13 protein-coding genes and 1 pseudogene are annotated in these 12961 nt (G+C 71.4%); 3 read left to right on the top strand and 11 right to left on the bottom strand.

What is annotated here, in order from left to right:
• Window positions 1-205 (bottom strand): annotated as a pseudogene (locus VFZ20_RS15275) (NmrA family transcriptional regulator); the annotation flags it as partial.
• Window positions 206-592: 387 nt separating this feature from the next.
• Window positions 593-811 carry a hypothetical protein gene (locus VFZ20_RS15270; protein ID WP_329684769.1) on the bottom strand — a complete coding sequence of 73 codons (219 nt, stop codon included), beginning with the start codon at window positions 809-811 and terminating at the stop codon, window positions 593-595.
• A 193-nt stretch (window positions 812-1004) separates the two neighbouring features.
• Between VFZ20_RS15270 and VFZ20_RS15265 the strand changes: the two genes are divergently transcribed.
• Together VFZ20_RS15265 and VFZ20_RS15260 are read left to right on the top strand one after the other, a co-directional pair.
• Window positions 1005-1505 (top strand): hypothetical protein, encoded by a 501-nt coding sequence (locus tag VFZ20_RS15265; protein ID WP_329684768.1) that lies wholly within the window; start codon window positions 1005-1007, stop codon window positions 1503-1505.
• A complete protein-coding gene (locus VFZ20_RS15260; RefSeq protein ID WP_329684767.1) occupies window positions 1502-1984 on the top strand; it encodes an SRPBCC family protein in 483 nt (160 codons plus the stop codon). The genes VFZ20_RS15265 and VFZ20_RS15260 overlap by 4 nt, the downstream gene beginning before the upstream one ends.
• Before the next feature lie 341 nt (window positions 1985-2325).
• Here the strand turns inward: VFZ20_RS15260 and VFZ20_RS15255 are convergent, their stop codons facing one another.
• The 4 genes from VFZ20_RS15255 to VFZ20_RS15240 all read right to left on the bottom strand — a co-directional run bounded on the left by VFZ20_RS15255 (window position 2326) and on the right by VFZ20_RS15240 (window position 6576).
• On the bottom strand, window positions 2326-2826 hold the full coding sequence (locus tag VFZ20_RS15255; protein ID WP_329684766.1) for a DUF3224 domain-containing protein: 501 nt from the start codon (window positions 2824-2826) through the stop codon (window positions 2326-2328).
• Window positions 2827-2936: 110 nt separating this feature from the next.
• On the bottom strand, window positions 2937-3149 hold the full coding sequence (locus VFZ20_RS15250; protein ID WP_329684765.1) for a hypothetical protein: 213 nt from the start codon (window positions 3147-3149) through the stop codon (window positions 2937-2939).
• A 43-nt stretch (window positions 3150-3192) separates the two neighbouring features.
• Complete coding sequence (locus tag VFZ20_RS15245) at window positions 3193-4491, bottom strand: aminotransferase class V-fold PLP-dependent enzyme (RefSeq protein ID WP_329684764.1); 1299 nt, start codon at window positions 4489-4491, stop codon at window positions 3193-3195.
• A gap of 588 nt (window positions 4492-5079) precedes the next feature.
• Window positions 5080-6576 (bottom strand): serine hydrolase domain-containing protein, encoded by a 1497-nt coding sequence (locus tag VFZ20_RS15240; protein ID WP_329684763.1) that lies wholly within the window; start codon window positions 6574-6576, stop codon window positions 5080-5082.
• Window positions 6577-6769: 193 nt separating this feature from the next.
• Here VFZ20_RS15240 and VFZ20_RS15235 point away from each other — a divergent pair, with 193 nt between their 5' ends.
• Window positions 6770-7525, top strand: a complete 756-nt coding sequence (locus tag VFZ20_RS15235; RefSeq protein WP_329684762.1) for a hypothetical protein — start codon at window positions 6770-6772, stop codon at window positions 7523-7525.
• Window positions 7526-7642: 117 nt separating this feature from the next.
• Here the strand turns inward: VFZ20_RS15235 and VFZ20_RS15230 are convergent, their stop codons facing one another.
• From VFZ20_RS15230 to VFZ20_RS15210, 5 genes are all read right to left on the bottom strand, one after another.
• Entirely contained in the window at window positions 7643-8326 is a 684-nt protein-coding gene (locus VFZ20_RS15230) for a response regulator transcription factor (RefSeq protein ID WP_329684761.1), read from the bottom strand.
• Window positions 8323-10092 (bottom strand): HAMP domain-containing sensor histidine kinase, encoded by a 1770-nt coding sequence (locus VFZ20_RS15225; RefSeq protein WP_329684760.1) that lies wholly within the window; start codon window positions 10090-10092, stop codon window positions 8323-8325. The genes VFZ20_RS15230 and VFZ20_RS15225 overlap by 4 nt, the downstream gene beginning before the upstream one ends.
• Window positions 10093-10754: 662 nt before the next feature.
• On the bottom strand, window positions 10755-11234 hold the full coding sequence (locus VFZ20_RS15220) for a hypothetical protein (protein WP_329684759.1): 480 nt from the start codon (window positions 11232-11234) through the stop codon (window positions 10755-10757).
• A gap of 274 nt (window positions 11235-11508) precedes the next feature.
• Window positions 11509-12708 (bottom strand): App1 family protein, encoded by a 1200-nt coding sequence (locus VFZ20_RS15215; protein ID WP_329684758.1) that lies wholly within the window; start codon window positions 12706-12708, stop codon window positions 11509-11511.
• 53 nt (window positions 12709-12761) lie between these two features.
• A partial coding sequence (locus tag VFZ20_RS15210) for a hypothetical protein (RefSeq protein WP_329684757.1) occupies window positions 12762-12961 on the bottom strand: 200 nt, incomplete at its 5' end.

The raw sequence follows: 12961 nt of genomic DNA, 5'->3' as shown, positions 1-12961 counted from the left end.
TCCCCCGCAACGCCTGCCGCGCGTCGTCCTCCGACACCTGGACGTAGCGCACCTCACGCCCCAGCACCTCGCTGAACGCCCGCGCCACGTCCTTCGCGGTGATCTCGGCCGGGTCCTGCACGGCGCGCACGTGGTGGCCGTTCCAGCCCGTGTCCAGCAGCCAGCGCGCCGCCTCGTCGCCGATGTCGCGCGTGGCCAACGCCATCGCACGGCAGGGTGCGACGCCCTCCGCCGGGCCCGTCCCGTGTTGGCAGATGAAGCCGTGTTCGCAGAGCGCGTCAGCGCGAGACAGGGCTTATGGCTGGCCCAGCGGCGGGTTTACCCGCTCAGGCCTGGGCCGCGCACCCGTGCTGGATACCCGCGGCCGCCGGAGTTCGCTTGGCGTCCGCCGTTCCGCTCCTACGGACGCGGGCCGAGCTGCAGCGACGTATCGACGCTGGAGACGCTCGCGCCGCCGAACAGCGCCGCGAGAATCGCGAGGACGAAGGATGGCATGCCGGTTCCCTGGTTGAGTGGATGGACGATTCCCAACGTTCACGCGGAGCGGGCGGAGCGTGACTCCGGATCTCCACCGCTCCGTGAGATCGGCGCGCTACTCGAAGCACTCGCAGTAGCCGGTGTAGAGGCCGATGCACCGGCCGCTCGCCCAGCCGTTCTCCAGGCATTCGCGGTGGCACGCGCCCGGATAGCACGTGTAGGCGTCCGTGGTGACGGCGGCCGGCCGCGCGAACGCGCTCTGCACCCCGACGCCCAGCGATACGGCCATCGCCGCCGCGAACGTCAGCCGGCCTGCGAGCGAGACGGATCTCATGCGGATCTCTCCTGCGAAAGGTGGATGCACTTCGCCACGGGACGACCAAGATCCATTGCTCGATCCTCATTCGCAATGTTCGTCGGGTAAGGATGGCCTTTCGGGACGGCGCCGGGCGTCGTCCGGAATGGCGGATCCGCCGCGTTCTCATCTGGTCCGCTTGTTCTCGTCCCACTCGAATCCTGGGGAAATCATGATCCGCGCGTGGACGTTCCCGCTGCTGATGCTGGCCGGTGCCGCGTCGCCTCCTTGCGCGGACGCGGCGCTGTGCAAGTGCCCGCCGCCGCCCGTCGCGGACGAGCTCGCCCGGTCCGAGGCGGTGTTCACGGGCGTGGTGACGCGCATCGGCGAGCCGCGGGGCGAGGTGGTGGTGCGGGAGACGCGCACGACGGTGGACAGCGCCACCGGCTTTCCCGTCATCACGGCGACGTACGGCTGGGAGGGCGAGCGCGGCATCCCCGTGACGCTGCGCGTGGACCGCGCATGGAAGGGCATGGCCGCGGGAGACAGCGTCGAGGTCCTCGATTCCGAGCTGTGCGGCGTCGGCTTCCAGCAGGGGGAGGCGTACGTGGTCTACGCCGTGCGGGAGAACGGCGCGCTGCGCACGAGCTACTGCATGCGCACCCGCTCCCTGCCGCACGCCGCGGACGACGCGCGCGTGCTGGATTCCATCATCCGAGCCTCGCGCCCGTGATCAGCATTCATCTGCAGACGCCCATCGCCGCGCCACCGGAGCGCGTGTTCGACCTGGCGCGCAGCATCGACCTGCACAGCCGCTCCCTGGATTGGACGCGCGAGGTGCCCGTGGCCGGACGCATGAGCGGCCTGATCGGGCTGGACGAGACCGTCACGTGGCGCGCGTGGCACCTGGGCGTGCGGCAGCGCCTCACGAGTCGCATCAGCGCGTACGACCGGCCGCGCTATTTCCAGGACGTGATGGTGCGCGGCGCGTTCGCCTGGATGGAGCACGACCACTGGTTCGACGCCGCGCCGGACGGCGGCACCGTGCTGCGCGACGACTTTCGGTTCACGGCGCCGCTGGGCGTCCTGGGGCGGATGGTGGAGACGCTCGTGCTGCGGGGCTACATGACGCGCTTCCTGGAGCGCCGCAACGCCGTCGTCAAGCGCGTGGCGGAATCCGACGAATGGCGCGCATACCTGCCGGACGCCTGAGCCACCCGCGAAACGGAATCGCCCCCGGAACCATCGGCTCCGGGGGCGATTCGCGTCGACGGCTACCACGGCGGTCGTGGAGTGTGCCATCTCGTATCGAATCCGCGGAAAAACTGACCATCTTCATCTTGATTTCCTGAGGGAGCGCCCGCCCGGAAACCGCTCGTCCACGAGACCATGGGCGCGACCGAAGGATCTCCTTCGCGGGGCAGGGACTCCGCTGCCGGACTGAGTCCTTGCCAGGGCGGGGAAGATCCTTCGGGGCCGCACGCATCCGGCGCGGTCGAGCTCGTGAGGGCCCCTCAGGAAGCAACTGCTAACTGCTCTTTCGGATTCGCTGCTCAGGACGCGGGCGGAAGGGTATAGTCGAGCTCGTAGGTGTGCTTTCCGCCGTCCATGATGATGCGCATCGTCCCCGTCAGCCCCGTGAGCTCGCCCGTGCCGCTGTCGGGGACCACGGTGATGCTCAGGCTTTGCGCGCCGCGCGCCATGGTCCCGCTGTGCTGCAGCATGAAGGTGCCGCTGCGGCCGGCCAGCGTGCCCGTGACCCGCTCGATGGCCACGTACCCCGCCGAGCCCTCCACGGGCGTCATGGCCGCCAGGAACTCGCCCTGCGCGGTGCCCTCCAGGTCGCCGTGGTACGTCTTGTCCAGCGACATGCGGCCCACGGGGGCGTCCGTCGCCAGGGGGGCCATGCGCACTTCGAACGGTCCGGCTGCACGCGTCGTCACGACGGTCTCCTGTGCGGGGGCGGGTTGCGATGCGGTCTGCGCGTTCGCGGCCGACGCGGCGCCCAGCATCAGCCCCGTCGCGAGGACGGCGGCGCGGATTCGAAGGATCATCTGCGTCGAGGTACGGGAGGATGGATCGGCGGCGGTCGTGAAACGCGAGGGCGCAGGATACCCGGCCCGCGGCGGCGGCGCAAGCGAGATCCGCAGCGGCCGTTCGCGGATCAGGACGCGCGTCCGCCGGCCCGCCGCTCCAGGGGCCAGTTGGAGAACGCGAACACGAACAGGGCAATCACGTTCACGAGCGGAACGAAGAGCAAGAACGCCCACGCGCCGGCGTAGCCAGCCTTGGCGACGATCCGCCACACCGCGATGAACGGCACGACGAGCACCAGCAGCACCATCACCAGCTCTCCGAATCCAAGTCCGAACGGCATCTCATTCTCCCATGTAAACGGTGATCGATGGTCGCGTCCTGCGTCACGCCGCCGGCAGCCCGTCGCGGATCACCTTCTCCACGGCGCCGATGAAGACGTCGATCTCCTGGGGCGTCGTGTAGACGTTGGGCGTGACGCGCACGCCCTCCACGGCCGCGTGCTTGATGGACGTCGCCAGGATACGATGCGCGTTGAAGAGATGATTCACCAGCGCGCCCGAGTCGATGCCGTCGATGCTGAAGTTGGCCAGCCCGTACGCCAGGCCCGGGCGCAGGCTGGTGTGCATCCGCACGCGGTCGTGGCGCATCAACGCGCGGGCCCAGCGGTCGCGCAGGTACACCATCCGCGCGGCCTTGCGCTCCAGCCCAATGGCCTCGGAGAACACCAGCGCCTCGGCGACGGCCAGGAAGTTGGCGGCCGGGTGCGTGCCGATCTCCTCGAACTTGCGGATGTTGGCGTCCAGCCGGGGCTCGGCGGCCTGCAGGGGCCACAGGCCGGGGATGCGGTCGCGGCGCACGTACAGCAGCCCCGTGCCGTGCGGCGCGTACAGCCACTTGTGCAGGCTGCTGGCGTAGTAGTCGGCGTCCAGCGCGTCGCGCGTGAACGGGAAGTGCGCGAACGCGTGGGCGCCGTCCACGATGACGGGAATGCCGCGCCGCCGCGCCATCTGCACGATCTGCCGCACGGGGAGCACCTGGCCCGTGAGGTTGATCATGTGTGACACGTGCAGCAGCCGCGTTTGCGGGGTGATGGCGGCCTCGAAGCGGCGTACCACCTCGTCCGGGTCCTCGGCGGGGACGGGGATCTGCACCTGGCGCAGCACGATGCCCTCGCGGCGCTCGCGCTGCTGCCACGTGGTGATCATCCGCGGGTAGTCCTGGTCGCTCGTGACCACCTCGTCGCCGCGGCGCAGATCGAAGCCGTTCTGGCAGATCTGCAGGCTCTCGGACGCGCCGCGCGTGACGGCCACCTCCTCGGCGTCGCAGCCGAACATCCGCGCCAGGCCCGCGCGCACGGGCTCGCGCTGCGGCTCCAGCACGCGCCACATGGTGTAGACGGGCGCCTGGTTGCTGAAGTCCAGGTGCCGCTTCATGGCGTCCTGCACCACGCGCGGCGCCGGGCTCACGCCGCCGTTGTTGAGGTTGATGATGGACCGGTCCACGGTGAACGCCTGCTGCACCGTCATCCAGAAATCTTCGTCCTCCGCTACCTGCCGCGGCGTGCCGGGATGCCGCGCGAGGGCGTCGACGACGTCGCGCAGCCCATCGTGTCCGTCGGGAGCGAAGAGCGCGGCGGCGGGCGCGGCCCCGGCGGTGGCGAGAAAGCGGCGGCGGGAGATCATGCGCGGCCTCGGCGGGCGAGGGGGAGGGCAGGGGAGGATTCCGCCCGACAAGGTAAGCGTGATGGATTCGGACAGGAAGTGGCGGGACGCGACGCGCGGGACGTGGGACGGGATGGGGGAGGGACGGATCGGGAATGGAGGCGGGGCCTCTCGCACGGGCGAGAGGCCCCCTCCCCCCGCCCCCTGCCCCCGCTGTCGCGGGGGAGGGGGAGAACTGCATCGCTCGGCTCGGATTCCGCGCACCGGCCGCGCGGACTGTGTGCATCCCACGGCACTTGCCCGGGACGGACCTGTCGGTGCAGGCCGACATCGCGTTCTCGAAGCCGCGATTTATTCCGATTGCGGATCTGATTCGGTAAGGTCCGCCCCCAGCCGGAGCGAATGATTCGGCCGCTGGAAATTCGCGAAGTCCGCCTGCGCGGACTGCCCCAGCACTGCCCGTCGTTGTGCACCTTGAGCCACGAACCAGCCGTTGAAGCCTCACGCAGTATGTGAGGCTTTCCGCAGGCGTTGCGGCGGCTTCAGCCGCTCCGGCTCAGAGGTGGCCATACCGGATCAGAGCCGCAAATCGGCCTCGATGCATCCGCCTCAGTTCACCGCGAGCATGTCGGTGATGGCCTTCTTGAGCTCGGCGCAGAAGGGCGCGTCGTAGTTGCTCATCACGACCACCGTGTAGCTGCCGTCGGCGAAGACGTCGATGTCGTTGCAGATGGCCACCCCGCGCGGGCCGCCGCCGCCGTGGCCGAACACCGTGCGCCCGTTCACCTGGCGCGTCTGGAAGCCGTACGCGTACCGGCTGTCGCCTCCCTCGTCCACGCGGCCCGCCGTGAGCGTGTCCACCATCGGCCGGCTCACCAGGCGGCCGCCCATGAGCGCGCGGGCAAAGCGGAACATGTCTTCGGCGCTGGAGTGGCCGCCGCCGGCGCCGCCCGCGTTCCATCCGCGGCTGGCCGTGACGCGCGGGCGAATGCCGAACAGGTCGTCGTCCGCGTACGGCGAGGGGATGGCGCGGTCCGTCACGGAATCCGCCGGGGCGTCGGGCTGGGCCGTGCGCATGCCGGCGCGGCGCAGCACGTTCCGCAGGATGTAGTCGCTGTAGCGCATCCCCGTCTTCGATTCGATGATGGCGCCCAGCGTCTCGAATCCCTCGTTGCTGTAGCTGTACTGCGTGCCGGGCGCGAACAGCAGGGGCTCGCCCGCGAAGTACGCCAGCCGCTCCGTGGCCGTGGCAAAGACGCGGTCCTGCGGAAAGTTGGGCCGGTCGAACAGGCCGCCCAGCCCGCCCGTGTGCGACAGCAGCTGGCGGACGGTGATGCCGCGCGCCTGCTCCGTCCATGGGTGTCCCGGCAGCAGCTCGCCCACCGTCTGGTCCAGCGAGAGCGCGCCCTGCTCCACGAGCTGCGCGATGGCCACGCTCGTGAACATCTTGCCCTGCGACGCCAGGTGAAAGCGCGTCCGCGTGGTGATGCGCGTGCCGGTGACGGGGCTCTCGTGGCCGTAGGTGCCGTGCAGCAGCACGTCGTCGCCGCGGGCGACCAGGACCACGCCGCTGAACTGGTCCGCCGCCTCCAGCTGCCGAAGCTGCCCGTCGATCAGCTCCGCGATGCGCGCGTCATCCATCCGCTCGCGGGGAAACGGGCGAAAGGCCACGCCGCGCCGCAGCGGCTTTTGCACGCTCAGGCGCAGCAGGCGCGTGGAATCGGCCCCGTCGGGAAAGACGACGAGCTCCACGCCGGCGTCCACCGTGCGGCCCCACAGCTCCACGACGACGTTGCCGCGGGGCGTGCGCCGGTTCTCGCCCACGGTCACGCCGCCGCCCTGGTCTCGGAGCGCGCGCAGGATGCCGAGCATCTCGTCGCGCGGCTGATACGACTCCGGCGAGCGCACGCCGTCCATCCAGCGGACGAGCGCGTCGTCGTCTCCCCCGTTGACGGCGCCGACGAGGTCGCCCGCCAGCCGCCCCGCCGCGCCCGCGGGAAGCTGTGCGGATGGGGCGGACGCGCGCGGTGCCTGGGCGTGGGCGGGGACGGCGGCGGCGAGGGAAAGCGCGGCGGCGAGCGCGGCGCGGTAGATCGGGCTGGGCATGGTCCGGCTCCTGGACGGTGTGTCGGATCCGCGGCGGTGCGCGGGCCTCGTTTGGCGAGGCGTGTCCAGTCTAGCCGGCGAAAGGGAGCCGAACGCTGCCGTGCCGTACGGAGGTTGTTCGGAATCGGTAAGGAACGTGCGTGTGCCCCGTCGGCGGAGTGGAAGGCATCGATGCCGAGCCAGGGAGATGCGGATGCCGGGGTGGATGGCGGCGGGGGCGTGGGGGCTGCTGGCGGGCGCGGCGCTGGTGCTGGGCGCCCTGGTGGGGTACTTCGTCCGCGTGTCCCAGCGGGGGATCGCGGCCGTGATGGCGTTCGGCGCCGGCGTGCTGATCTCCGCGCTCTCGTTCGAGCTGATGGAGGAGGCGTACGCCCGTGGCGGCTTTGTCTACACGGCCGTGGGCTTCGTGGCGGGGGCGGCCGTGTACACGGGGGCCAACCGGCTGGTGTCGCACCGCGGCGCGCGGCATCGCAAGCGCTCCGGGACCCAGCAGCCGTCCGAGGCGGAGCACGGGGGCAGCGGCGCGGCCATCGCCGTGGGCGCGCTCATCGACGGCATCCCGGAATCCATCGTCATCGGCCTGAGCCTGCTGAACGGCGGCGTGGTGAGCGGCGTGGCCGTGGCCGCCGTCTTCATCTCCAACCTGCCGGAGGGGCTTGCCAGCGCGGCGGGGATGAAGAAGGCCGGGCGCCCGGCGGGGTACGTCTTCGGCGTGTGGGGCGGGATCGCCTTCGTGTCGGGGCTGGCGTCGCTGGCGGGGTATGCGCTCTTTCGCGACGTGGGCGCGGGCACCGTGGCGGCGACGACGGCCACGGCGGCGGGCGGGATCCTGGCGATGCTGGTGGATACGATGATCCCCGAGGCGTTCGAGACCGCGCACGACTTCGCGGGGCTCATCACCGCCGCGGGCTTTCTTGCCTCGTACGTGCTGAGCAAGCTCGCCGGCTGACGGAAAAACCAAAAAACAATTCTCACGCAGAGGGAGCAGGGGCAGCAGAGTACTTCATCGCACGATGAAATCCTCTGCTGCCCCTGCTTCCTCTGCGTGAGAATGCAGTTGATCTTTTCAGCGCTTCAGGCGGTAGCCCTTCTTCCAGACCGTGAGGATGTGTCGGGGCTCGGCGGGGTCGTCTTCCAGCTTGCGGCGCAGCTCGGCCACGTGGATGTCCACCGTCCGCGTGAGCACGGCGCCGCGGTGGCCCCACACCTCGCGCAGCAGGTCCTGCCGGCTGATCACCCCGCCGTTGCGGTCGTACAGCGCCAGCAGCAGGTCGAACTCGCGCGGCGCCAGCTGCACGGGCTCGCCGCGGCGCGTGACGGTGCGCGCGGCGCGGTCCATCTCCACCTCGCCGAAGCGGTCGATGGCCGGCGCCGGCGCCACCCCGCCGCCCGCGCGCCGCAGCAGCGCCTCCACGCGGGCCAGCAGCTCCAGCAGGCCGAACGGCTTGGTGACGTAGTCGTCCGCGCCGCTGCGGAATCCCAGCACCTTGTCCGCCTCCTCGCCGCGCGCCGTCAAAATCAGCACGGGCACGCGGTTGCCCTCCGCGCGCAGGGCCCGCAGCACGCGGTAGCCGTCCATCCCCGGCAGCATCAGGTCCAGGATCACGAGGTCCGGACGCTCTTCCCGCGCGCGGCGCAGGCCGGAGACGCCGTCTTCCGCCACGTCCGCCGTGTAGCCCTCGATCTCCAGCGTCGTTCGCAGGCCGAACCCCAGGTCCGGGTCGTCCTCCACGATCAGCACCCGCGTCATCGCGCCGCCTCCGCCAGCTCCGCCGCGTCCACGTCCACCGAATCCGCCTCCGTCCGCCGTTCCATCGCCGGGAACTCCGCCGTGAAGCGGGCGCCGCCGCCGGGCGCGTCCTCCACCCACGCGCGGCCGCCGTGGCGCGCCACGAGCTCGCGCACCACGCTGAGCCCGATGCCGCTGCCGCCCACCACGCGGTCAATCTCGCGGTCCAGGCGCACGTACGGCTCCCAGATGCGCGCGCGCTCCTTGGGCGGGATGCCCGGCCCGCCATCCTCCACGCTCACCCGCACCGCGTCCGCCACCCGCGCCGCGCGAACGACGATGGTCTGCCCGGCGGGGCCGTACTTTACCGCGTTCTCCAGGAAGTTGAGGAGAACCTGCCGAAAGCCGCCGCGGTCCAGCCGCGCGTGCGCGTCCGCGTCCAGCTCCACGCGGAGCTGCATCCCCCGCGCGCGGGCCACGGGCGCGAAGCCCTCCACGATCTCGTCCACGGCCGCGGCCACCTCCACCGGCTCCGGCAAGACGGTGAGCGCGCCCCGCTCGCCGCGGCTGAAGTCCAGCACGTTCTCCACGAGGTAGGCCAGCCGCCGTGCCTCGCGGTCAATCAGCCGCAGCGAGCGGTCGCGCTCCGCGTCCGAGCGCAGGCGCCCGCCCAGCAGCAGCTCGCTGAACATGCGGATCTGGGTGAGCGGCGTCCGCAGCTCGTGCGACACCCCGCTGACGAACTGCGCCCGCAGCCGCGCCAGCTCGTGCTGCCGCCGCAGCTGCAGGAACGCCACGGCGACCACGCCCGCCGTCACGGCCAGCAGCGCGACGAGCAGGGGCAGGGGAGACGCGGGCAGGCCGCCGTCCACCAGCCGCGCCGCCGCGTCCGGCCGCAGCTCCACCCGCACGCGCATGGCGCCGAACGCGCCCGGCAGCGGCTCCTCCGCGGCGATGGCGCCGGGCGCGGCGGCGTCCGCGGCGGAGCGGTACAGCGTCCGCCCGCCGGGGCCCGTCACCGTCACGCGGACGAGCGCGGCGTTGGGCGCGTCCGGTGCCACGGAGGCGGGAAACAGCCGCACGCGGTCGAACACGCGGCGAAAGACGGGCGCGGCGAACGACGCGGGATCGTCCACCAGGCCGTACGCGGCGCGCAGCCGGTCGCGGTCGTCGAACAGCACGGTAAAGAGCAGCGCCTGCGCCCGGCCGCCGTCGGCGCGGAACGTGGCCGTCGTCTGCTGGACGCGCAGCTGGTAGCTCGTGCGGTGCGTGCGGCCCTCCACCTCGCCCATCAGGTTGACGTTGGCGTCGGCCGGCGAGCGGGCCAGCCGCGCGGCGTGCGCCGTCACGCTGTCGCGCAGCCACCGCTCCGTTCCCGCGTCCAGCCGCGCGCCGGCCACGTCCAGCGCCCCATTGTCGAAACGGAGGACGAAGAAGCCCTCCGTCCCGTCGAAGCACTGGCACCAGTAGTCCTGGACGTGGATGGCCGCGCGGTAGTCCACGGCGGAGGGCAGGGGCGTGGTGGCCGGACGGGCCTCCACGCGGTCGGTGGGAAAGTGCTGCAGGCTCACGAAGCCCGATTCCAGCGTGGCCCCCGCGCGCCGGGCGAACTCGGCGGCCGCGTACGCCGCGTGGTCGCGCAGCAGGCGCTCGGTGGCGGCCCGGTGCGCGCGCGCCGCGCGGAGCGCCTGCCACGCCACGGCGCACGCCAGCAGCAGCGCCAGGGCCAGCAGGGCGCCCGTCGCCGTGATGCCGCGCGGGCGCCGGATTCGGGAAAGGATGGACATCGGCGGATGCGGATGAGGATGGGCCGGCGCGCGACGGCCACCGCGCCGACGCACAATCTAACGCTTCCGGAGGATGATCGGAGTCAGCCGCGGGTTCGGATGACGTAAGGAAAGTGTAAGCGCCCGGCGTCGCCGATCCCCCGACCGGCCGATTCGCGGATGACTGGTAGCGGGGCGAATCCCCGTGGCTGCGCGACGGGGCCGCTCCCCCGACCGCCGCTTTGCTCGTTCCTCGCAACGGCGCAACTTCGGGGGAGGGGTTTGTCGTAGGGATGGTTCGGCGGGCCGAGCGCTGTCCGCAACTTTCGGCGAAGACCCTGCGCAGCCGGATCCCGTCCGAATGTCCAGAGCGAATGAATTCGCCGCTGGAAAATCGCGAAGTCCGCCTGCGCGGACTGCCCCAGCGGAGCTCGGCCGATGTGCACCGTGGAGGCCGTTGACCGGTTGAAGCCTCGTTCGCGGAGCGTCGGCGCGAGACGGGGCTGAAGGCCGTCCCGGCGGCGGGTTTACCCGCTCCGGCTGGGAGCCGACTCATCTGCCCTGGTCCGCCGCCATCCATCAACCGATCGCGGAGGAGGGCGCACGGCCACGGGGCCGGGCATCGTGCCCGGCCCCGTGATCCGTATCGTCCCCGTCTTCCGCCGTTGTTATCCGATCGGCAATTAGCGGCTGGACGCCTGCCGAACGAAGTGCTCCTGCACCAGCGCGTTGAAGTCGCGCTGCATCTCGTCGTGGGCGGCGGCGCCGGTGCGGCCCAGCTCGGCCAGCCTGGGCTCGTTGATGCGCTCGCCCGCGGCGGCGAACGTGGCGAACGTGTCCTGCGACTGCCGGATCATCACCACGTCCTCCACCAGGCGCAGGAAGTCGTCCTGGCGCAGGGCGTCGGCGGCGTCCTTGGCCTTGCCCAGCACGAAGCCCAGCGCGCCCTTGAGCCCCTGGCCGGCGGGCTCGCCCAGCGTGTCGCGATACGCCTCGAGCATGGTCTGGTGCTCGCGCATGCGCGGCAGGTGGCGCGTGCACAGGGCGCGAAACTGCGGGTCCTCGGCCTGCTTCTCGTGGTCCTCCAGGCTTTCCAGGAGCGTCTTGTGCTGCATGACGCAGTTGCTCACCTGGGCGCGCAGAAAGTCTTGTCCCTCGTGCATGATCCGCATCCTTCGCTGTGGTCGGGCTCGTCCGGCGGTCGCCGGGCGGGGCGGAGGGCGGGTGCACAACCTATGCCCAATGTTTGTCCAGAGTTGCTCCGGACGCCGGTCCGTGTCCCCGTCAGCGGATGAGACGCGTCCACCGCGCCGGAAGAAACAACCTCCCCCAGGGGTCTTGGGGGAGGTGGGGGAGTTTTACGAGTCCGGAGGGGGCGCCCCGCCGGGTATCTGCCGATCAGCGGGATGTGGCCGATCCACCGATCCGCATCCGCCGTCATCCGTTCGGTTTGGCGCCGGGCGGGGGTGGCTCCGTGCTCAGCTCGCGGTTCACGGCACCGGTGCCGCTGGGCGTGGGGCGATGCTCGTCGCGGGCGTCGGCGGCCACCTCGGCCAGGGCGGCTTCCGTGATCCACCCCCTGGACGCGGCGTGGCGCGCGGCGGCCAGCGTGTCGTCCGTCAGGAGCAGCGCGCTGCCGGCCTTTTCCACCTCCGCGGCCAGCTTGCGGATGGCCTCCACGCGGTCCGGCCGCGGCGTGACGTTGCGGATGTAGACGGCCAGGATGCGGTCCGGGTAGTCGTGGACCACGCGGTGGTAGATCTCCGGGTCTTCCTGTCCGCTGTCGCCGATGAGGATGAACGGCAGGGCGGGGAACAGGTCCATGATGCGGCGGATGGCGCCCAGCTTGTGCCCCGCGTGGCCGCTGGGCATGGACTCCTGCGCGCTCACGCCCCAGTCCCGCAGCATCAGCGGGCCGATGGGGATCTTCTGGATGGTAAGGAACTCCGACAGCAGGTCGTGCAGGTTCCACGGGCTGCTGCTCACGTAGAACACGGGGTTGAACGGCGATTCGCCCGCGCCCTTCTGCAGCGCGCGGTAGAACGCGGCCACGCCGGGAAACGGCACGCGGGTGCGCGCGTTGGAGAGAAAGGTGGTGCGCGCCATCCGCAGCAGCGACGTGGCGCCCGTCTTGACCACCGTGTCGTCCAGGTCGCTGATGACGCCGAACGCGCTTTCCGCCGGCGGCACCAGCAGCTGCGCCTGGCAGCGGGCGGGCGGATTGGATGCCGGGTGCTCCAGCTCCAGCTCCAGCGTGTGCCACAGGGCGCCCGGCGCGAACTGCGGGCGCGGGTCGATCCACGCCTCGAAGAAGCCTTCCTCGTCCGCCGTGACGGTGACGGGCCCGCCGGGGTAGTGGATGCGGACGCGCGCGCCGGGCACCTCGTCGCTTTCAAAGCGCTGGATCATGGCGGCGATGTTCATCACCACGCCGTGGCCTTCCTCGGCGGCGGGGATGGGGGCGCCGCGCAGCACGCGGCCCTTGAGGTACGCGCGGTCCGCGCAGCCGTAGCCGCGATAGGGCTCGATGCGGGCGGCGCCGTCGCCGCCCGTGAGCCCGTAGCGTTCGCGCTGGGCGTCCAGCTTTTGCTCGACGCGGTGTACGAACTTGCCGATCGATCTCTTCCAGTCCGCCATCGTGGTTCCGTGCTGATGATCCGGATTCGTGCCGTCCGATGCTGCCGATGCGTCTACGGATGACGTGCGATTCGCTCCGCACGCCGCGCGCCGCGCGCCGCGCGCCGCGCGGAGGCGAGCCGGCCACCGATTCGTATCGACAGAACCGGGCGACAGGGCGCGGTGTCGGCGTCCAGCATTCCGGCGTGGTGGTGTCGTCCCAGCCGGAGCGAATGAATTCGCCGCTGGAAGGTCGCGAAGTCCGCCTGCGCGG

The organism is Longimicrobium sp. (genome assembly GCF_036280135.1).
Taxonomy (GTDB): domain Bacteria; phylum Gemmatimonadota; class Gemmatimonadetes; order Longimicrobiales; family Longimicrobiaceae; genus Longimicrobium.
The sequence above is the reverse complement of the archived record's forward strand: the minus strand, read 5'-3'. Positions and strand labels throughout refer to the sequence as shown.